Source organism: Enterococcus sp. DIV0294 (genome assembly GCF_050558155.1).
Classification (GTDB): Bacteria; Bacillota; Bacilli; order Lactobacillales; family Enterococcaceae; genus Enterococcus; species Enterococcus faecalis.
The window spans coordinates 2,367,312-2,387,457 of sequence record NZ_CP187889.1; the positions used below are offsets into that span (position 1 = coordinate 2,367,312).

Annotated in this window: 19 protein-coding genes; 2 read left to right on the top strand and 17 right to left on the bottom strand. The window is 38.6% G+C overall.

Going from position 1 to position 20,146, the window contains the following annotated elements:
- Positions 1-92: 92 nt before the first annotated feature.
- The 3 genes from IGJ20_RS11530 to IGJ20_RS11540 form a co-directional block, all read right to left on the bottom strand.
- Positions 93-1,406: an NCS2 family permease gene (locus IGJ20_RS11530; RefSeq protein ID WP_002355107.1), complete on the bottom strand. Its 1,314-nt coding sequence runs from the start codon at positions 1,404-1,406 to the stop codon at positions 93-95.
- Positions 1,407-1,586: 180 nt separating this feature from the next.
- Positions 1,587-2,324 (bottom strand): SDR family oxidoreductase, encoded by a 738-nt coding sequence (locus IGJ20_RS11535; RefSeq protein ID WP_126254856.1) that lies wholly within the window; start codon positions 2,322-2,324, stop codon positions 1,587-1,589.
- Positions 2,324-2,905: a DapH/DapD/GlmU-related protein gene (locus IGJ20_RS11540; protein ID WP_126254855.1), complete on the bottom strand. Its 582-nt coding sequence runs from the start codon at positions 2,903-2,905 to the stop codon at positions 2,324-2,326. The genes IGJ20_RS11535 and IGJ20_RS11540 overlap by 1 nt, the downstream gene beginning before the upstream one ends.
- Before the next feature lie 107 nt (positions 2,906-3,012).
- Here IGJ20_RS11540 and IGJ20_RS11545 point away from each other — a divergent pair, with 107 nt between their 5' ends.
- Positions 3,013-3,897: a LysR family transcriptional regulator gene (locus IGJ20_RS11545; protein WP_126254854.1), complete on the top strand. Its 885-nt coding sequence runs from the start codon at positions 3,013-3,015 to the stop codon at positions 3,895-3,897.
- 19 nt (positions 3,898-3,916) lie between these two features.
- Here IGJ20_RS11545 and rbsU read toward each other — a convergent pair whose 3' ends face one another.
- The 4 genes from rbsU to rbsR all read right to left on the bottom strand — a co-directional run bounded on the left by rbsU (position 3,917) and on the right by rbsR (position 7,240).
- Entirely contained in the window at positions 3,917-4,804 is an 888-nt protein-coding gene (rbsU, locus tag IGJ20_RS11550) for a ribose/proton symporter RbsU (protein WP_002355103.1), read from the bottom strand.
- 20 nt (positions 4,805-4,824) lie between these two features.
- Entirely contained in the window at positions 4,825-5,220 is a 396-nt protein-coding gene (rbsD, locus tag IGJ20_RS11555; protein ID WP_002375705.1) for a D-ribose pyranase, read from the bottom strand.
- A 15-nt stretch (positions 5,221-5,235) separates the two neighbouring features.
- Positions 5,236-6,153 (bottom strand): ribokinase, encoded by a 918-nt coding sequence (gene rbsK, locus IGJ20_RS11560; RefSeq protein WP_002397614.1) that lies wholly within the window; start codon positions 6,151-6,153, stop codon positions 5,236-5,238.
- Positions 6,154-6,244: 91 nt separating this feature from the next.
- Positions 6,245-7,240, bottom strand: a complete 996-nt coding sequence (rbsR, locus tag IGJ20_RS11565; RefSeq protein ID WP_002365271.1) for a ribose utilization transcriptional repressor RbsR — start codon at positions 7,238-7,240, stop codon at positions 6,245-6,247.
- A 211-nt stretch (positions 7,241-7,451) separates the two neighbouring features.
- Between rbsR and IGJ20_RS11570 the strand changes: the two genes are divergently transcribed.
- Positions 7,452-8,426, top strand: a complete 975-nt coding sequence (locus tag IGJ20_RS11570; protein ID WP_430605230.1) for an alpha/beta hydrolase — start codon at positions 7,452-7,454, stop codon at positions 8,424-8,426.
- 62 nt (positions 8,427-8,488) lie between these two features.
- On the opposite strand, the gene IGJ20_RS11575 is transcribed toward IGJ20_RS11570, so the two are convergent.
- The 10 genes from IGJ20_RS11575 to IGJ20_RS11620 form a co-directional block, all read right to left on the bottom strand.
- Positions 8,489-9,856, bottom strand: a complete 1,368-nt coding sequence (locus IGJ20_RS11575) for a PTS ascorbate transporter subunit IIC (protein ID WP_002355097.1) — start codon at positions 9,854-9,856, stop codon at positions 8,489-8,491.
- A gap of 14 nt (positions 9,857-9,870) precedes the next feature.
- Positions 9,871-10,170, bottom strand: coding sequence for a PTS sugar transporter subunit IIB (locus tag IGJ20_RS11580; RefSeq protein WP_002367331.1), 300 nt, complete (start codon positions 10,168-10,170; stop codon positions 9,871-9,873).
- Position 10,171: 1 nt separating this feature from the next.
- A complete protein-coding gene (locus IGJ20_RS11585) occupies positions 10,172-12,181 on the bottom strand; it encodes a BglG family transcription antiterminator (protein WP_048941992.1) in 2,010 nt (669 codons plus the stop codon).
- A gap of 165 nt (positions 12,182-12,346) precedes the next feature.
- Positions 12,347-12,571 carry a hypothetical protein gene (locus tag IGJ20_RS11590; protein WP_126254852.1) on the bottom strand — a complete coding sequence of 75 codons (225 nt, stop codon included), beginning with the start codon at positions 12,569-12,571 and terminating at the stop codon, positions 12,347-12,349.
- 45 nt (positions 12,572-12,616) lie between these two features.
- On the bottom strand, positions 12,617-13,018 hold the full coding sequence (locus IGJ20_RS11595; protein WP_002355092.1) for an LPXTG cell wall anchor domain-containing protein: 402 nt from the start codon (positions 13,016-13,018) through the stop codon (positions 12,617-12,619).
- A complete protein-coding gene (locus tag IGJ20_RS11600; RefSeq protein ID WP_126254851.1) occupies positions 12,999-14,132 on the bottom strand; it encodes a DUF916 and DUF3324 domain-containing protein in 1,134 nt (377 codons plus the stop codon). Before IGJ20_RS11600 ends, IGJ20_RS11595 begins: the two co-directional genes overlap by 20 nt.
- An 87-nt stretch (positions 14,133-14,219) precedes the next feature.
- Positions 14,220-14,909, bottom strand: coding sequence for a WxL domain-containing protein (locus IGJ20_RS11605; RefSeq protein ID WP_002365278.1), 690 nt, complete (start codon positions 14,907-14,909; stop codon positions 14,220-14,222).
- A gap of 425 nt (positions 14,910-15,334) precedes the next feature.
- Positions 15,335-16,306: a dimethylarginine dimethylaminohydrolase family protein gene (locus IGJ20_RS11610; protein WP_126254850.1), complete on the bottom strand. Its 972-nt coding sequence runs from the start codon at positions 16,304-16,306 to the stop codon at positions 15,335-15,337.
- Between the two features lie 111 nt (positions 16,307-16,417).
- Positions 16,418-17,863, bottom strand: a complete 1,446-nt coding sequence (locus tag IGJ20_RS11615; protein ID WP_002381148.1) for an alkaline phosphatase — start codon at positions 17,861-17,863, stop codon at positions 16,418-16,420.
- A gap of 87 nt (positions 17,864-17,950) precedes the next feature.
- A complete protein-coding gene (locus IGJ20_RS11620; protein ID WP_002361095.1) occupies positions 17,951-19,864 on the bottom strand; it encodes an endonuclease MutS2 in 1,914 nt (637 codons plus the stop codon).
- Positions 19,865-20,146: the final 282 nt, after the last annotated feature.

Genomic DNA, 20,146 nt, shown 5'->3' on the forward strand with positions numbered 1-20,146 from the left:
AGGGGCGTTTTTCTAGTGCTTAGTCGAAAAAAATAGTTGATTCATAAGTTCATTGTCTTATGAATCAACTATTTGATAACTTTCTCTCTTGCTTATTGCGCATTCAGGATCCACATGAATCCGACAAAAACAAAGAACAAGCCATACATAATTGGCGAAACTTCTTTCCCGCGTTTTGCCGCAATCATTGTAATTGGATAGAAGATAAAGCCTAAGGCAATCCCATCTGAAATGCTGTATGTCAACGGCATTCCTAACAAGATTAAGAAGGAAGGAATCGCAATTTCCATCTCGTTCCATTTAATTTTGCTTAAGGATTGTGCCATCAAAACACCAACAATAATCAACGCTGGTGCCGTAACTTGCGAAGTGACAACTGCTAACAAAGGAGAAAATAGCAAACTGAAAATAAATAAAATCCCGGTTGTAATAGCTGTGATTCCTGAACGACCACCCACAGCAATCCCCGCAGATGATTCGACATACGCGCCAACTGGCGATGTCCCTAGTAGAGAACCAGCTAACATCGCTGTTGAATCAGCGGCTAAAGCTTTCCCCACACGCGGCATTTTATTGTCCTTCATAAAACCTGCTTGATTGGCTAAGCCCACCAACGTACCAGCCGTATCAAAGAATGTTACTAATAGGAACGTTAAAACCACGACCCACATTTGAATCGTATTGATATCTTTCACATGTCCTAACGCCACTAAAAATGTTGGCTCTAAACTTGGCGCACTTGAAATAATCTTATCAGGCATTGGAATAACGCCTGTCGCTAAACCAACAATCGTTGAAATCGCCATCCCAATAAAAATACCACCAGGCACTCGACGAACTAACAGAATTGCAGTTACGACCAAACCGACAATGGTGACCCACGTTGAGCCAACGTTCAAAGGTCCTAAGCCAACGAGTGTCGCATCATTAGCCACAATTAAGCCACCTTGGCTTAAACCAAGAAAAGCAATAAACAACCCGATCCCACCTGAAATGGCAAATTTCAAGTCTGCCGGAATTGCATCAATAATTAGCTCGCGTAATTTAAAAATTGTAATTAAAATAAATATCAATGAAGCCACAAAAACGCCTGCTAATGTCGTTTGCCAAGGAATCCCCATACCAACAGAGACTGAATAAGCAAAGAATGCATTAATTCCTAAAGCTGGTGCTGTCGCAATCGGATATTTCGCCAACACACCCATTAAAATACAACCTAAGGCACTCGCTAAAGCGGTGGCAGTAAAAACAGCGCCTTCGTCCATGCCAGAAGCACCAAGTACGGTTGGATTAACGAACAAAATATACGCCATTGAGATAAATGTGGTGAAACCAGCTAACATTTCTCGTTTCATATTCGTATTCAATTGTTCAAGTTCAAAATATGAACTTATTTTTTCTTTCATGTTCCGTCCTCCTAAAATCTAAATATTTTACAATGTTCGTAAAATATTCAATTTATTAATGAAACAACGTGTTTAATCATATAATAAACCAACAAATAAGTAAATATCAAATTCTAAATTCTGTAAAAAACGAACAATCACGATTTAAAAAAGTATTCCTTTCTAGGAATACTTTTTAAATTAAATCGTTTGTGTGGTCGGGCGAACAACCATTTCACTGATTGACATACGATCTGGCGTGTCTATGGCAAAGACCACTGCTTGCGCAATGTCTTCCGCCTTTAAGCCCCAACTTAACTGTTCTAGATGTAACGTTTCAGCTACTACTCGATTAGAAATTGTTTGATAAAGTTCTGTTTGTACAGCACCTGGTGAAATAATCGTTGATTTAATGTTATTCTCTCTTTGTTCTTGTCGCAATCCTTCCATAATTGCTCGAACAGCAAACTTTGTTCCACAGTAGACAGCCGAATCTGGATAAACGACATGTCCTGCCACAGAATCAGTAGCAATAATCTGCCCTGATTTTTGTTCAACCATAATTGGAAGAACTGCCGCAATGCCATTTAAAACACCCATAATATTAATATCTAGCATTTGACGCCATTCTCCTTTTGGTGCTTCAATAAGAGGCGCCGTTGGCATAACTCCTGCATTGTTAAAAAGAACATCAATTCGTCCATATTTTTCCATTGTAAGCTTGATTACACGCTGAACTTCCTCTTCTTTCGCTACATCTGCTTGTTGCACGAGAATCGTTGCTTCAGGAAGTTCTTTTTTTATAGCAATTAAACGTTCTTGTCGACGTGCTGCAATGACTAACTTCGCTCCTTTTCTGGCAAGTAAACGGGCTGTTGCCTCACCGATGCCACTGGAAGCGCCCATGATAACAATAACTTTTTCTGATAATGATTTCATTATATTTCCTCCTTATCTTCCTGAATCCAACGAATAATTTTAGCTGGTGTTCCTGCAACAATAGCGTTAGCTGGCACATCTTTAGTTACAGTCGCATTAGCTGCTACGATAGCATTTTCACCAATCGTAATACCTGGTAAAACAGTGACACCCGCGCCTAACCACGCAAATTTTTTAATGGTAATTGGTGCTAGCAATACGCCTCGCCGTTTCATTGGCAGTTCCGGATGATTGACACTTAAGAGATTAACGCGCGGACCAATTAAAACATTGTCTTCAATTATAATGCCCCCTAAATCAACAAACATAGCTGCCCGATTAATAAAAATATTTTTACCAAAATGTATATTGCGTCCAAAATCTGTATAAAAAGGCAATAAAATCGTAACGGTTTCGTCAATTTTGTCTTGGATAATCGTGGCAAGAAGATTCCTTACTTCATTATGTGTATAGGCTTGTTGATTTAATTCTATTAAATAGCGACTATTTTCCTCTTGAATCTGATGAATAAGTTGAAATAGTGGTTCATCTTTATCAATGCTACCTGTTGCAATTAGTTCTTGGAGATTTTTTATAAGCATTCCTAATCGCCTCCTTTTGCTAAATTTATCGTAATACGTGACAACTCCTCTGTCTAATACTTATAATAAATAGATAAGTATGCGTTTTAGTTATAGGAGGGAAAGTAATGGAATTACGAGTGATTCACTATTTCTTAGCAGTGGTCCAAGAAAAAACGATTAGTGGCGCAGCCAAACAATTGCATGTATCACAACCAACGTTATCTAAGCAATTAAAAGAATTAGAGGAAGAATTAGGCGTGACATTATTTATACGAGGAAATCGACAAATACAACTAACACCTGAAGGAGAATATTTAGCTAAACAAGGGCAAGATATTTTAAGCTTAGCGAATAAAACAGTCACCAACTTGTCGCAAAATGAATTCATTAATGGCGAAATCACGATTGGTGGTGGCGAAACAAAAGCTATGTCTTTTTTAGCGAATGCACTACAACAAATAACAAGCCAGCACTCAGCTGATATTCACCTTCATTTATACAGTGGGAATGCAGATGATGTAATAGAACGGCTAGACAAAGGATTATTAGATTTTGGTTTAATTATTGAGCCTGCACCTAAACAAAAATATAGCTATTTAACATTACCAGTTGTAGATACATGGGGCTTAATTACTGTAAAGAACCATCCCTTAGCCACTAAAAATGTTATTACTGCAGCCGATTTAAAAGAAGAACCTTTATTTATTTCTCGACAAGCACAAGTTCCGAGCCAACTCTCTGATTGGCTCGAAGCAAGTCTAGATCAGTTCCGAATCGTTGGGACCTACAACTTACTTTACAACGCTTCACTGATGGTAGAAGCTGGTCTAGGTAGCGCCCTAAGCATTGATGGTATTCTAGAAACAAAGCAAACAAATTTACGTTTTATCCCGCTATATCCTGCTTTAACAGCCAAAATTAGTTTAATTTGGCGCAAAAATACGGTTCTTTCCACAGCTGCTGCATTATTTTTAGAACAAATAAAAAAAAGTATTCAACGCCCTGAATAATAGGTCGTTGAATACTTTTTTAAATCATCACTGTGATCGTAGCTGCTGCCAAAATCAAAACTAAGCCGATAATCGTTACGGTCATTTCCTTGGCTGTTTTCTTTTGACCTAAGAACCAAATACCTGTCAACGTTGCAAGCACAACTGATGTTTGGGATAGAATAAAGCCAGTTGCCAAGCCGTTCATATCTGGCTGCGCTGAAATTAAATAAGTTAACGCTGCAAAGGCGAAGAAAAAGCCTGAAAAAATTTGTTTGTAAGAAACAGCTTCTATAAATGGGGATGTTTCCCCACCCTTAATAGTGACAACTGCTGAGTAAATAACTGCGACAATTACCATGCCTATTGCTTGTGGTAAAAAGGCATGCATGCCATCAATTGCCGTCGCTTGGGGTGCTGCAGAGTACGCCCAATAGCCGATTTCACCAACGGCTAATAGAAGAACTGCTTTTTTCATAATCCCAGCACTCTCAGCGGACTCCGTTTCCGACCAGACCGTCATTTTGGCACCAATCATGATTAACACTAAGGCAAATGCGCCTAACAATTTGGCTGTCGCACCTGGCCAGTTTCCTAAGAAAAAGACACCCCAGAGAGAAGCACCTAAAAGTTGGAACGCGGTCGTTACTGGCATGGCACGTGATGAACCAATCATCGTGAAGCATTTAAACGTAATGATTTGCGCACAGGCCCAACCGACACCAGATAAAATTGAAAAGAATAAATCCATGCCCGCTGGAAAAGCCAAACCATTAATCATTGAAAAAATAGCGGCAAAAATCAATGTTCCTAAACTGGTACCGAGAATTTGATTCACCGGACGTCCACCAATTTTTGAAGCAATTGTTGGAAAAAGCCCCCAACCTAGAAGCGGTCCTAAACCGATTAATAATGCAGTCGCATTCATCTCTATTTCCCCTCTCTCGTTTAAAAGACAACGTTACTTTCTAATAAAATATTTGCGTAAGGAGTCATTTCCCCCGTCCGAATAAATGCATGGCAGTTGTTTAATTCTTGTTTCATTTCTGTATGAGGAATAAAACTGATGGGAGTTTCTGGTAAACGAGTTTCAATTGCTGTCAACATGTCAGGATTTTCTGTTTTAATTTCTTCTGCTAAATAAATTCGTTGAACTGCCAATTCCTCAAGGACATTGTTTAAAACTTCCATAAAACTAGGGACGCCATTGGTAACTGCTAAATCAATTTTTTCTGTAGTCCGAGGCACTGGCATGCCTGCATCACCAATACTTAATTTATCAAAATGACCCATTTGTGCGATGACGCGGGAAATATCTGAATTAATAACTTTTGTTTTTTTCATGTCGCTCGCTCCTTTTTATTTGTCTACCAATTCGTGTTGATAAGGAATCGAAGGTTGGGCTCCAAAACGTTGAACAGTCAACGAGGACGCCTTGTTTCCATAACGAATAGCTTCTTCCAAATTGCTAAAATCTTTTTCTAATATACTACTTAATGCGCCAATAAAAGTATCGCCAGCAGCCGTTGTATCAACCGCTTTCACTTTAAAAGCAGGCACAATACCACTTCGTCCATTGACGTCATAAAAGGCGCCTTTACTACCTACTGTAATAATTACTGCTTCAATCCCTAATTGATGAAGTGCTTCTGCGGCTTTACGCATACTCGCTTCATCTGTGATTTTAATGCCTGTTAAAATTTCAGTTTCTGTTTCATTTGGTACAATCATATCTGTCACGTTTAGTAATTCTTCAGGAACTTGTTCTAACGCAGGTGCGGGATTTAAAATCGTTTTGACGCCTGCTTTTTTAGCAATTTTAAACGCTGCAATCGTACTATCAATCGCACTTTCAAATTGGGCAATCACAAAATCACTTTTTTCAATAATTTCTTGATGTTCCTGGACTTGTTTTGGCGTAAAGGCGTTATTGGCTCCCGCGTAAATCATAATGCTATTTTCACCAGCGTTATCTACCATAATAAAGGCTTGGCCAGTAGCTGTTTTCTCTAACGTGGTGACCCCAGTTAAATTAATTTCATCTTGACTCATTAAATCAGTCATCATAGCTCCAGCGCCATCATTTCCCACAGCACCAATAAAATATGTTTCTGCGCCTGAACGTTTCGCTGCAACTGCTTGGTTTGCTCCTTTACCACCACCTGCTGTAAAATGTTCAATGGCGTGAATTGTTTCGCCTGGTTTTGGCATTTCTTTGACTCTTAATGTTGTGTCTAAATTGATACTTCCGATAATTGTAACCGCGTTCATTTTCATCCACCTCAATAAAATTTATTTTTTCATTCTAATTAAAACGTTTTAGTAAAACGTTTTAATTCCACAACAAAAATATAGCACACCTTGAAAGCTATTTCAAGGGTGCTGTCGAAAATCGTTCAATCAGTTGGACAGGCAAGGTTTGCTCCTCCCAATCTTTTGCAGGCTGATGGATTCTTTCCAATAATAAAGTCGCCGTAGTTTGCCCCAATTGAAAAACAGGTTGAGCAATTGTTGTTAGCGGCGGCGAAACATACTCGCACATGTCAACATTGTCATAACCAATAATACTATAATCCTCAGGAATTTTTTTGCCCGCTTCTGCTAATCCTCGATATAAACCAAAAGCAATTTCATCATTGATAGCAAAAATTCCGGTGCTCTCTGTTTTTAAAATTTCGGGGACAGCTTGGTAGCCACCGATTTTTGATAATTCTGTTTCGATCAACTGGACCTTTTCCGTATAAACAGAACAAAAACCTTTTAACCGTTGCTGAATATTGACTGGCGCATGTGGTGGCATTACCACGACGACCTGTTTATGTCGTTGCTCTTGTAAATGCTTTGCTGCTAGTTGCCCACCTCTATAATCGTCTGTCAAAACAGCATCGCTAAAGCCTTCTGCTTTTTTTTGGTCAAGTACAATAAATGGAATCTTTTTCGCACGTAGCGTTTCATTAATCGTTTGATTGGAAATTTCAGAACTTGCAATCACAAAACCATCGACACTGCGACGAATCAACTCTGTTAAATATTCATGTTCTCTTGTAACATCTTGGTCCGCATTGCATAACATCAGTATAAAATTTTCTTTGTATAAAACACTTTCAATTCCTCGAATCAATTGCGCGAAAAATGGATTAGTAATATCAGGTACGATTACGCCAATCGTCTTACTTTTTTTCATCACCATACGTTGCGCAAAATAGTCGGGCTGATAGTTTAATCGCTCTTTTGCAGCCAATACTTTTTCGACCGTTTTCCCACTAAACCGTGCCCCATTCCCGTTTAAAATTTGTGAAACGGTAGTAATGGAGACACCTGAGTCATTGGCAACATCTTTAATTGTAACCTTTTTATTTGTCATCCTACTTCTCTCCTTGCCGTGAACGCGCCCATTCACCGGACCTCTTAATCTCATTTAATTTACTACAATCATTTACTTTACGCAACCACAAATAAATACGTACATTCGTTTAAACCGTCCTTTCATCCCTTCAACAAATTTCGTTGTTCTACTTTTAAAATGTTATACTGTAGAAAAAATGATTTACTTTTTGCTGAACGGAGGGCCTTAATTGAAAAAGAAATCGATTGGTTTGTTGTTAGCTAGCACATATTTGTTTCACGCACGTTCTCGTCAAAAATCCTTAAAAGCCTGTCTTTTTGAAGATTCTTTACGTCTTTCCCAAATTGCTCGACTTGAACGAAATTCGAAAGTCACCAAGGCTTTTTATCATTGGCAACGATCATTAAATGAACAAGTAACTTTGCCAAAACATCTACGTCATCTTTTTCCTCTTCAAGAAACGACTCAATTTCCTACGATGTATCGCATGTCAAACTCCGTTATTGCGCCTACCAAGAAAGCTGTACTGTACCTGCATGGTGGGGGCTTTACATTGAATCTCGCCTATAGCCAATTAGACTTTAGTTATAAACTAATTGAAGATCTCTCTTTTGCAACAGATTATTTTATCCCTGTATATCCATTAGCACCAAATAAGTCTTTTGCTGATATTTATAATCATTGCTATGCTGCTTACCAAGAAATTTTACAGCATTATGATCCCGAAGATGTTATTTTATTAGGTGATTCTGCTGGTGGTACATTGGTTTTAAACGTATTGCAGAATTTAGCCATCGATTTCCCTGAACGCTTACCCAAAGCTGCTGTTTTAATTTCTCCTTGGTTAGATGGACATTTAGACATTCCCGTTGCCAAACGTTATCAAAAAAAGGACAAAATGATTGGCATGAACTATTTACAATTAATTGCCCAAGAGATTGACGACACAGCCAATCACTCCACGCTTTCTTTAAATTGCTTGTCCTTTGATTATCAAAAATTTCCGCCACTTTTTTTCGTGGGCGGCACACATGAAGTTTTTTGCCCTTCCTATCACCAATTTTTAAAACAATTAGGGCCACGACCACAAGATACTTGCCGATTGGTGCCTGGCATGCAACACGTTTTCGCAATGAAACAATACTTGCCAGAAGGACGACAAGCGCGGAAACAAATTGCACAATTTATCCAAGAACAATGGTAAAAGGCAAATGGGACAGAAGTCAAAACGACTTCTGTCCCACTTGCCTTTTTAGAACAAAACACTTAGTTTTCTTCGGCGACTTTTTTCTCCCGCATAGTCAAAACAGCGCTAGCCAAAAGGACAACCACTACAAAAGCAATGATTCCTCCTACTAAAAGACTCGGACCTGCCTCACCTAATTTGCCTAAAAATAGGCCTGGGATTAAATAATCCGTATCCGCGAACGTTGAGGATGCTAACTGTAGATCACCCAAGACTGGTAAAATGAATAACGGTAACCAACTAATTAATAAGCCATTAAACGCAGCCCCTAAAATCGCTCCCCGACGTCCCCCTGTGGAATTTCCAAAAACGCCTGCCGCGGCACCACAGAAAAAGTGCCCGACAACGCCTGGTATAATCACGGTGGTATTCAGACCAACCATCGCTAACATTGAAATAGTTCCCACAATAAAGCTCACAAAGAACCCAATCAAGACAGCATTTGGCGCATAAGGAAAGATAATGGGAACATCAAGTGCTGGTTTAGAATTAGGCACTAATTTTTTAGCAATTCCTTGGAAAGCTGGCACAATTTCTCCTAAAACCATCCGCACACCCTGTAAAACCACTACGAAACCAGCCGTAAAGGTTCCTGCTTGAATTAATGAAAAGATGATCGCATTTTCGCCATTGCTTAACTCATGCTCGACATAGCCTGTCCCAGCCAGCAAAGCCAAAATCACATAGACAATCGACATCAAAATCATAATTGAGATGGTTGAGTCTCTTAAAAAACCAAAACTTTTAGGAATTTTAATATCTTCCGTTGACTTTTCTTTATTCCCAAAGACTTTTCCAATAAAGCCACTTGCCGCATAACCAATATTCCCTGTATGCCCCATTGCTACTTTATCATTTCCAGTAATTTGTTTCATAAAGGGCTGACAAAGAGCAGGTGTCACTGTTAATAAAGTTCCTTCAAATAAACCACCTAAAAGAATCATTGGCAAACTAACGCTAAAACCGGCCCCCACTAAAATAACGGCTGTCAAACACGAAACGTACATCATCGCTTGACCTGTCAAAAAGATATATTTAAAACGTGTAAAACGCGCCAACAGAATATTAACAACCATGCCCACCAACATAATCAGAGCAGTTGGTGTCCCATATTGTTGCAAGGCAATCGCTACAACTGCTTCATTACTAGGCACCACGCCTTGTGTATTTAACGCGGTTTGGAACATCTCCGCAAAGGGCGTTAACGAATTCGCTAATAGCCCTGCGCCACCAATTAAAACTAAAAAGCCGACGAATGTTTTCAACGTTCCTTGAACAACATCAGAAAATTTCTTTTTCTGTAAAACTAATCCCAACAAAGCAATTAATGAAACCAGAATCGCTGGCTGGCTAACAATTGAAACAAATAAATTCAATAAAGTTTCCATGTTTTTCCTCCTTCTTATTGATGTGCAATGCCATTGTCATCTAAAACTTTCAAGACTTTCTCCTTCGTTTCATCGTAATCAATAATCGCATTTAAAGGAATGATTTTTTCAGCAGGAATTGACCCTAAAGCATCTTGCAATGTTTTTTCGACAAAGAAGTAATCAGCCATATCGCCACTGGCACTCCCGACATCTGTGTGATCAATTTGAAAATTATCTGTATCAACACCGACTTCCTCTAAAATTTGTTGGATATTCATTTGCACCATAAAACTTGTTCCTAAACCACTTTGACAAACTGTAAAAATCTTCATCTTATTTCTCTCCTTCTTGGATAATTGATAGTATTTCTGGGACGGTTTCAGCCGCCACTAAGCGATGTAATGATTCTTTTTTTGATAGAATTTTTGTCAGACTAGATAAGGCCCGTAAATGTGTTTCGTTATCTGAAGCAGCTAAACAAATAAAAAGGTGAATTTCATGCTTAGGATCTTCTAATAAATCGACACTTTTTTGGATTTTTAGTAATGACATGCCTAACTGATTAACGCCATCTTCTGGTCGCGCATGAGGCAATGCTACGTCTGGACAGATATGGATAAATGGCCCAAACGATTCGACTTTTTGAATCATTGCATCAATGTACTTTTCCGTAATACTGCCATTTTTTAATAACGGCTTGGCAGCTTCTGTAATTCCCGCTCGCCAGTCTGCAACTTCAGGCAGGACTTGGACTGTTTCTGTTGTTAATAATTCCGATAACATTGGACGCAGATCCTCCTCTTTTTCTAAAATTTTGTTCATTTTACGATGCAAGACACGATATAACTGCGCTTCTGTGACTCCTTTTTTTAAGGAAATGTAAGGTTTTAACGCATCTAAAATATCTTTAACATCTGGCATGGAAATACCTGGCAATAGCCAATCTGATTGAACTTGGTGCATCAATTGATTTTTCTCCAAAGAGCTCATAATGGGCTTGGTAAGATAAACCTTTTTGGCTGTTTCAATAGGGACCGTTGAGAAAATGATGTCATAGCTTTTTTCAGATACATTCTCTATTTCCCTCACCGCATTTGTTTCTTTAAATTCAATCATTGGAAATAGCCGACGCAATTCCGATTGCAAAATCAACGAAGAACTGATACCACTGGGACAAACAATTAGCGCTTTTAGCTTTTCTTGCCGCTGTTCATTTTTTTGCCCGAAAATTTCTCCACCAAATAATATGGTAAAAAAACCGATTTCCTCTGACGGGATTGACCGTTTCGTTAATTTTTCTAAAGGAGCTAACGCTTGTTCACAAAGATGATAAAGCGACCGATATGATTGTCGAATATCCTTGATTAAAACATTCGGCAAGTAAAAGCCATAGTTAATCCGAAAATAGGCAGGAACCAGATGATAATACACATTCATGAGCAATTCACGAGGCTGCTCAAATTGAACGACGGCCAATAATTCCATTTTCCGAATAATTTCACCAGAAATATCTAATAAAAACTCTAACTTCGTATCTCGCAATTCTCCTTGCAAGGCTGTCATTAAACAAATCGTGAAAAAAAGACTCTCAGTTTCTACATTCGCCACTGGCCCAACTAAATCACTTAAAATACGACGACTGACGGGATAAGCGCGTAAGGACTGAATTAACTGGTTCTCAGGCCAGACGACTGTTTTATATTTGCCTAATCTTTTTTGAGAAAAAGCAAGAAAGTAACTAATTTCATCTAATCTGCTGGGTACCAGTTGAAGCTGTGCTTCCTGGACGGCTAATTGAATGCCGTCACGTATTTTTGCGTATTGGCTCATTTGATGCTGACTGAGCCAGCAAAATAAAGCGAAGGTGCCCGACTTTTGTTGTAAGAGGCGGGCAAGCCAATTTTTCCCGAAACGACGAATCCGAAATTCATCTCCTTCTAGGTAAAACCCTCGTTTTCGTTCGTAGGATAAAGCAATGTTTTCAGTTGCTAGTTGGTGTCGTACTTTTTTGATATCCGCTAAAATAGTGCCTTTCGAAACGTCTAAAAAATTTTGGTAATGATACACCGATAGTTCTTCGATTTCTGAATAAGTGAGCAAAAAAATAAGTGCTTGTCTTTCTGTTTCGCTATAAATCACTTGACGTTGTTGAAAAAGTTGTTTTCCCCATTCATTTGCGGAAAGGTTTGGAATACTGACGGTATTCTGTTGAACTTCTCCGCCTATTGTCGAAAGTTGTGTCACTAATTCTCGTTGCGAAAGATCGGTTATTTGTTGAGCCAAAGAGAGCGCAATTTTTTGCCCTGCATACTCGTCAAGGAGATAACTTATTTTATAATTCACAGCTGTGTCCTCCTCCTGTAATCATCATATAATGATAGCGCTTTATTTTCTATCTAAGTTGGGTACAAATGTCTACTGTACTTTTTTGATAAATTGTACCGTTCTTTATTTTAAAGTTAACAAAAACCCGTTGCAAGTTTCTTAAAAACTTACAACGGGTTTTCTTTATGTTAATTGTGTTTGTAATGCGATATTCAGCAAAATAGCCACCGCTACCCAGCCGCCACACATCACCAGAAGCAGCCAACTAAACATTGATTGTTTTACTAAAGACTGCTTAGGATTTGCCAGATGTACAAAATTCATGCTATTTACTAAGAACAGTAAAAATAAAGCAAAACAAAGGACGGCCAAGCCAGCACAAATCCAAATCCACATCGTAATCTCCATCTATATTCCTCCTTCTACATTAACTCTATTTATAAAAACAGCACATTATTTTTCCTTTTTCCTTTTTTTATTCAAATAATAGAAACTTGTTAGTACTACGAGTAAACATGCAATACCAAGGCTGTAAAGCCACGTGCTATTTCGTTCACCTGTCCTTGGTAATGACGTCTGTGCATTAGTCGGATTCGTTTTAGCAGTGGTTTTTCTGCTCACTTTGTCTTGTTGTTGTGACGTTTTTTTATCTTTATCAGTGACTGGTTGCTCTATTGGCTTAATGACACCTTCCGTTTTTAGTGGCTCTTTCCCTCCATAGAACGTTACACCGATATTCGTTTGCCCTACTTCTTCTGCAAAACTCTCAGAAGAAACAATTAGACTCGCAATGCCAACGGTTAAAAGTATTCCCAACGTCACCAGAAGTGACCCTTTACTTTTCATTGTCATCATAGCGTGCTCCTTGTCTATTTTTCAAGGCTGCCTGTTTTTCTTGTTGTAAATAGGCTTGTTGTTTCAGTGTTGCTTTCTGTTGCGTAAAACGCCAAATAGCTAGAATTAGACTCACAATTGTTGCAGCTAACAAACCATAAAAAGCTTGATTCCACCAAGTCGGTAGGACCAATTTCACTACTGCTTCTTTATTTAATTTTTTGGCTTCTTGACTACTGATGGTAAATTCTTGCTTAAACGGCCACACTTGTTGTTCATCTTCTTTCAAGATCGCTTTTCCTTCAAAAATATAGGTTCCTGGACGAACATCTTCTTTCCCGAAATCTAAATGGAAGTTCATCGTCGAATTTGGCGCAAAACGAACACTTGGTAAAATCCGTTTGGCATATTCTTTCGTTTCGCCTTTTTTCGTTACTTTTCCTTCTAAACGTACTTCAGGAAAAATAGCGGATGTCGGATTCTGAATAACCGCTTGGACCGATTTATTTCCTAAAGCAATGGTCGGAACTAATTTAACTAATTGAAGAGTCTCTGCTAGATACATCGGTGTATCTTCTGACATTCGTAAAGCAATTGCTACATTAAATCCATATCGACTGGTTAAACCCGTTGATTTTCCTTTTTCTTCCTTTTCATCTTCTGCAAGCGAAGCATAAACACCACCCAAAACTAATCCTTGGAAACCATTCGCTGGAATTTCGACAGTCATTTTGGCTGTTACGGTTTTCTTAGCGGGAACTTTTACATGTTCCTCAGGTAATTTAATTAATGTTGTCAAGGGTACTTTTAAACTTGAATCTGGTTTTTTCTCGAAATCATTGTACACAATTAAACCATTGTCATTCGTCACAGCATTCGCCAAATTTAAATCAATCGTCAATTCTTCATCTGTTTTATTAATTAATGATAATTCGAATTCTTGTTTCTGTCCTGGTTTTACAATGAGATCGTAGTAGGATTGCGTATTTTTCGCTTGATTCTCAGGAATATTGGGTTTAACTGTAAATTTTGTATTCATGTTGTCATCCGCTTCTTCTGCTTGTACAGCAGAAGGGATGCTTAATGCCATCACACAAATAAAAACTGTGACGATTAGCCAGCGCATTGTCTTCATTATTTGTTCCTCCTATGTATCGAAAAGGAGCCGTGCACCACTGCGCAGCTCCTTTTCTAGTAATGCAGTATTCTCGTTAGTAACTTTTTATGGCGCAGCCACTAATGTCCAAGTTACGTTACCTGTATACGCACCATTTGTAATTTGTGAACTAGGTGTTGTAATGTTTAATTTTACATTTGATAATTCAGAATCCCATGTACCTTGACCTTTACCAACTGCTGCTGTAGCAATTGATACAGCTGCTCCACCTACTGGAATAGTTGTTCCAGCAAATTCAGGACTTCCTGGATCTGCTGCAAAGGCAGCTACATCACGTGAGTATGTTTTTGCTGTTTCATCGTATTTCGCTACTGCTCCTGTTTGTGCAAAGGTAATTGAGCCTTCTAAAGTAGCAGTGCCATTTTTCATTTCAGCAACGCCGGCAGTAACTGACCAACCCGCTTGTGTTCCACGAACATCCCCAACGGCATAACGTTTTGTTTGGGTACCTGTCGCATCTAACGAAATCGCTGATAAATCAGAACTAACTTCTGTCGAAGCAAATTTGAATTCTGTTGGAACATATAACAAATCAAAATTTGTATTCGAGCCTGGTTCTGGTTCTTGTGTGCTTCCGTCATCTCCATCACCCGTACCGCCTGGTAATGAACCACTTGTCATCTCTACGTTTGCTGGTGTTGTACCAGTCGTTGTTGCATGTGCTGCTGCAGGAGCGATGCTTGCCCCTAAAATTGCCGTTCCTGCAAATAAAGTTACCAATGTTTTTTTCTTCATTTTACTCTCTCCTTTATATCTTGGTTAATTAATGAATAAAAAAGTGAAAAACTTTTCTATCTCAGTAGAACGTAAACTAAGTATAGCGAAAAAAAGACTGCTTGTGATTTCAAATTTTAAACACCTCATGCAAAAAAAATGAATTTACTATAACAGCAAGGTTCCAACGACTTTTTGTGTCTTTGAAAACGTAATTTTCAAAAAATATATTGTTTTTTTTCACATATAAAGTAGTAATTTTATAAAAAAACAGCGAGAAAACGTCAAAACATTAGTAACAAACACTAACATTTTGACGTTTTCTCGCATTTATTAAATCGAAATTTCCTCAATATTTTTAAAAAAAATAGTGAAAACTAAAATTATATCGTTTTCATAGACAAAACGTACATTTTTTCTTACGAAAATTGATAATCACTCGCTGACTATTCTCTAATCAAAGCTTGCGTTGTACAGCGGAAGGAACCACCTAACATTCTAGAAACATGGTAATCAATTGCCTCAACTTTGATACCTTTTGCTTCTATTTGAGGAATTAAAGTTGTAAACGATTGGTCCGTTATATACGTTTCTTCGTTAAGCGGTAGACCATTTGTCACTAAATACGCTGCTTCTTGCAAAGTAACGTGAATTTTTTCCCAGTTTGCTAATTGCGCAGGAAGTCCATCCAAAAAGGCCTCTTCACAAACAATCATCAAGCCTTCTCTCAACAAGCTCAACGCACAATCTAAGTGGAGAATATGCAGATGTAACCGAACCGGCACCACTTCATAACCAAAATGACCAATCATATTGGCTAACCACTGAATTCCTGCTAGGTTACTTGCCAAGCCAGAGTAGCCCACAAAAATTGTTGTTCCTAGAACTAAAACATCGCCGCCTTCAATAAAGGGACCTGCTTCACTTAAAGCCCCTTCAGAAATGTCAGGTTGTGGCGCAGCAAAATAATAGCCTTCTGCTTCTTGTGTCCACTGCTGAATAATCGGACGAATTGGTAAAATTTCTTGTCGACGGTGTTGAAATCTTAAGTTTCCTTCTATTAAGAGATTGCCAATTGTAAAAAAAGGGTCTCGTGAAAAGAAGTTACTATATCCTACGCCCAATTCCTTGCCATGTTCTTTTTCATAGGTTGTCAATAAACGTGGACGAAATACTTCTACGCCATAAGATTCTAATACTCCTTGCATGACTTCTTTTTCTTTTTCCCAACGCACTTGTTGTTCTGGTGCAAAGTCTGCTAAATCACGCCCTTCATTATTCTGTGTTAAACGGGCATTTTCCTCTGTTAAAAAAGTCGTATCCGCTTCATCAAATTTATCTGGTAAACAAAATTGCGATTGTGCTAAAACAACTGAACGCAACGGTGCAAATTCACTTTCAACATGCATTTTTTTCATTATTTGACCTCACTTTTATCTGGTTACCTTCATTATAACAGAGATAAAATTTTTATGCCTTCAATGAAGAAAAAGCAGAACTTCTATACGTTCTGCTTTTTCTTCATTTTGTTATTTACCAATACCTTTATCTTTAATCTCAGCTTTTTGCCCGGTGCCATCTACTAAGCCAAAAATAATCTTCGCTTGGTCTGTATTATCAATTTGTCCTGAAAAAGCTTCTGCTTGTGGGCCATAAGCATAGACATTTACATCTTCTCCTGTGTGTCCGCCAGTAGTCCAACCAGTATTCGAGCGTTCATCAAAAATCTTTCTTAATGCCTGAGCGATTTTTTCAACATCTTTTGACTCCGCCGCTGTTTTCACTGCTTTCAATTCAGCCTCACTTAATTGAAAATCAATATACTCAGTCACTGTTTTTTCCACATTACCATTTTTAATAATTTCTTCTGCCATGAAATCAGGCGTGCGTTTTGCCGCATGTAAAGGCTCCGTCAACCAGTTGTATTGATCTCCTTTGCCTAAAGACAAGCCACCTGTTGAATGATCTGCAGTTGTAACCACCAATGTTTCACCATCTTTTTTGGCAAAATCGATGGCCTTTTCAAACGCCGCTTCGAAGTCTTGCATTTCGCTCATCGCGCCAACAATATCATTGCTATGCCCGGCCCAATCAATTTGACTACCTTCAACCATTAAAAAGAAACCTTTTTCATTTTTATCTAACCGTTGAAGAGCCGCTTCTGTCATATCAGCTAATGAAGGGACTTCTTCCGTTCGGTCAATCATTTTAGGTAGCCCGCCTGGTGCAAACAAGCCTAAAATTTTGTCGTCTTGGTTCTCATTTAACGACTTTTTGTCTGTGACATGACCATAACCCGCTTGGGAAAATTCTTTGACTAAATCACGATCTTTCCGGGCAAATAATTCGGAGCCGCCGCCAAGTAACACATCGACTTTGTGTTGTCCGTCGATTTGATCATCAAAATAGTCATCGGCGATTTCTGCCATATTTTTGCGTGAAACATTATGTGCGCCATATGCAGCAGGGGTTGCATGTGTTATTTCAGATGTTGCTACAAGCCCCGTTGATTTCCCCACTTTTTTCGCACGTTCCAGCACTGTTTCTGTTTTGGACTTGTCATTATCGAGTGCAATAGCATTATTATAGGTTTTTACTCCGGCAGCCATCGCTGTCGCTGCGGAAGCTGAATCGGTGACATTCTCTTCTTCATCTTCTGGATAAGTGGCTTGCTGTCCGACCAAATAGGTATCAAAAGCTGTTTGGGGAACACGCTTGTCTGAGTGATTGGCTTTGAAATAGCGATAGCCCGTTGTATACGGATTCCCCATGCCATCTCCAATCATAAAAATAACATTTTTTACTGGTGCTTTTTCAGATTCAGTTGCCTTCGCTTCAGCAACCTCTGTTTGTTTTTCGCCGCTTTTTTGTTCAGATAAATTTGTACAACCCGCTAATGTTGTGAATGTTAATAAGGTAACCCCTAGCAAAGCTCTTTTCTTCATTTCCTTGTTTCCTCCTTCATATCTACCCATACATTGACTATAACAAGTCTTAGTTGATTTCTGATAAATAACAAGTAAACAAAGTGTTAAGTTGTTGTGTTGCTTCTGTTAAGTACCTTATTTGTCGCGTCTTGCTGCTCTTTTTTCGGCCTCTTTGCGTAATTGTTTCTGCGCTTTTTTTGAGCCGCGTTCAATATCTTTGAGTTTCTTTCGTTCATGGAAATCTGTAAATAAACTTTCTAAATCATAGTCTTGCGGATATAGATCTTGTGCTTTCGCTTGTAATTTCAACCGTCTTCGTGGTACATTTTCAATTTTATCATTCACAAATACTTGGATTTCTTGTTCACCCTCATCTGTAAAAACCAACCCAATTTGTTGTGTTTCTGTCAATAGGACACGATCACCTTTTTGATAACGGTCTGTTTCTTCTACAAACGTGGCAAAGGTCGTTTCTTTTGCTTTCAGGGGTTTAAATAGACTTCGATTAGTAGGGTATTCTTTCCGCTGAATATAATGAGCCGCCTTTTCAATGAGCTGTGGCTCCATCTTCATTTTACGTGCAATCCAAAGCGCCTGACTATCGCCAACTTCACCAATTTTCAATTGATATTTGGGCGTTAATGTTTCACGATCGAAGGCCATTGCGGCGGGCACAAAATCGTCATGCTCTTGGGCAAAACGTTTAATTTCACCATAATGGGTCGTTGCAACTACCAAGGCCCCCTTTTGATACATCGTTTCCATGATAGCAATCGCTAAGCCAGCTCCTTCGTTCGGCTCGGTACCACTGCCAATTTCATCTAATAAAACAAGCGTGTGTCGCTTAACATTACGCAACATTTCCGCAATATTTTTCATGTGCCCAGAAAAAGTGCTTAACGCATTTTCTAGATTTTGCTGATCACCAATATCGACAAAAATTTCATCTAATACTGGAATCTCTGTGCCCGCTTGTGCTGGAATTTGCAACCCAAATTGTGTCATGACAGTCAATAAGCCAACTGTTTTCAAGACAACCGTTTTACCACCAGCATTGGCACCTGTAATGACAAGTCCTCGATACTCTGCTCCTAAAGAAAACGTCAATGGTACTGCGTGTTCTAATAAAAGAGGGTGTTTTCCTTGAACAATGCGCAAGCGTTCTTCTTTGTTTACTTTTGGCGTAATCCCACCAATTTCGCGACTATACTTTCCTCGTGCAAAAATAATATCTAAGGTGGTCATTGTATCGACGGCTTGATCGACTAGTCGTTCTTGCTCATTGATTAACCCTGTTAGTTCTGCCAAAATTTGATATTCTTCCGCTGTTTCTTCCGCTTTTAAGAGTGTCAATTGTTCATTTAATTTACTAATTGCTACAGGTTCAATAAAGACCGTTTGTCCTTTATTGGATTGCTCAATGATTGTGCCTGAAACCTTATTTTTATAGCTAGCTTTGATTGGTACCGTGTAATGTTCCCCTTTTTTCACCATCATATTTTCTTGAATATACAGTTGATTATTTTTATTGCGTAAAAATTTGGTGACTTTTGTTTCAATTTCTTGTTGGCATTCATTGATTTGACGCCGGATTTTCCGAAGTTGTCGAGAAGCATCGGTGGCAACTTTTTGGTTATGGATTTTCGTATAAATTTGTTCTTCGATTGCTCTGAAATCAGCTAAGTGCTGACTGTAACTAAATAGGCGTGGTGTTTGGTATTGATTTTTTTCAAAAAACTTCTGGATTCGCTGACTACTTCTTAAAAAGTCAGCCACCTCAATCAATTCGTTTGGTGTAAGGATTAAGCCTTTTTTCACTTGTTGAAGCAAGCGGGTAATTTGGCTCAAGCCCATGAAAGGGACGTGTTGTCCGCTATCAATAATTAAGCGGGCCTCGGTTGTTTCCGTTAAGCGGGACTGCACTGTTTCTAAACGTGTTGCAGGGACCATTTTCGCCAACCGTTCTTTACTATACTCGCCAATCGCACGTGTTTGAACTTCTTTAAGAATTGTTGTAAATTGTAATTTTTGAATGGTTTCATGATTCATTTGTTTTTTCTTCCTTTCTATCATGAAAAGAATACCTGGCGCCTTTAAATAAAAACCAGTTTCTATAGAAAAAAGAGGACAGCGTTCTACCGCTGTCCTCTTTATCATTGGATAAAGGTTACTAAAGAAACCTCTTTTAAAGGAGGTATTTAGTAATTGAGATGACTGACAGGTATCACTTTCTAAGCACACCAAATAAACCTTGCTTGGTTCACTGGTTATTCAACTTATCAATTAGATACCTACGACACTCACCAAAATACCCCACATTCATTTGTTGGT

What these genes read in the sequence shown, in the direction of transcription:
- IGJ20_RS11530 (WP_002355107.1), bottom strand. Translation starts at nt 1,406, where the DNA reads ATGAAAGAAAAAATAAGTTCATATTTTGAACTTGAACAATTGAATACG.
- IGJ20_RS11535 (WP_126254856.1), bottom strand. Translation starts at nt 2,324, where the DNA reads ATGAAATCATTATCAGAAAAAGTTATTGTTATCATGGGCGCTTCCAGT.
- IGJ20_RS11540 (WP_126254855.1), bottom strand. Translation starts at nt 2,905, where the DNA reads ATGCTTATAAAAAATCTCCAAGAACTAATTGCAACAGGTAGCATTGAT.
- IGJ20_RS11545 (WP_126254854.1), top strand. Translation starts at nt 3,013, where the DNA reads ATGGAATTACGAGTGATTCACTATTTCTTAGCAGTGGTCCAAGAAAAA.
- rbsU (WP_002355103.1), bottom strand. Translation starts at nt 4,804, where the DNA reads ATGAATGCGACTGCATTATTAATCGGTTTAGGACCGCTTCTAGGTTGG.
- rbsD (WP_002375705.1), bottom strand. Translation starts at nt 5,220, where the DNA reads ATGAAAAAAACAAAAGTTATTAATTCAGATATTTCCCGCGTCATCGCA.
- rbsK (WP_002397614.1), bottom strand. Translation starts at nt 6,153, where the DNA reads ATGAAAATGAACGCGGTTACAATTATCGGAAGTATCAATTTAGACACA.
- rbsR (WP_002365271.1), bottom strand. Translation starts at nt 7,240, where the DNA reads ATGACAAATAAAAAGGTTACAATTAAAGATGTTGCCAATGACTCAGGT.
- IGJ20_RS11575 (WP_002355097.1), bottom strand. Translation starts at nt 9,856, where the DNA reads ATGGAAACTTTATTGAATTTATTTGTTTCAATTGTTAGCCAGCCAGCG.
- IGJ20_RS11580 (WP_002367331.1), bottom strand. Translation starts at nt 10,170, where the DNA reads ATGAAGATTTTTACAGTTTGTCAAAGTGGTTTAGGAACAAGTTTTATG.
- IGJ20_RS11590 (WP_126254852.1), bottom strand. Translation starts at nt 12,571, where the DNA reads ATGGAGATTACGATGTGGATTTGGATTTGTGCTGGCTTGGCCGTCCTT.
- IGJ20_RS11595 (WP_002355092.1), bottom strand. Translation starts at nt 13,018, where the DNA reads ATGATGACAATGAAAAGTAAAGGGTCACTTCTGGTGACGTTGGGAATA.
- IGJ20_RS11600 (WP_126254851.1), bottom strand. Translation starts at nt 14,132, where the DNA reads ATGAAGACAATGCGCTGGCTAATCGTCACAGTTTTTATTTGTGTGATG.
- IGJ20_RS11605 (WP_002365278.1), bottom strand. Translation starts at nt 14,909, where the DNA reads ATGAAGAAAAAAACATTGGTAACTTTATTTGCAGGAACGGCAATTTTA.
- IGJ20_RS11610 (WP_126254850.1), bottom strand. Translation starts at nt 16,306, where the DNA reads ATGAAAAAAATGCATGTTGAAAGTGAATTTGCACCGTTGCGTTCAGTT.
- IGJ20_RS11615 (WP_002381148.1), bottom strand. Translation starts at nt 17,863, where the DNA reads ATGGGTAGATATGAAGGAGGAAACAAGGAAATGAAGAAAAGAGCTTTG.
- IGJ20_RS11620 (WP_002361095.1), bottom strand. Translation starts at nt 19,864, where the DNA reads ATGAATCATGAAACCATTCAAAAATTACAATTTACAACAATTCTTAAA.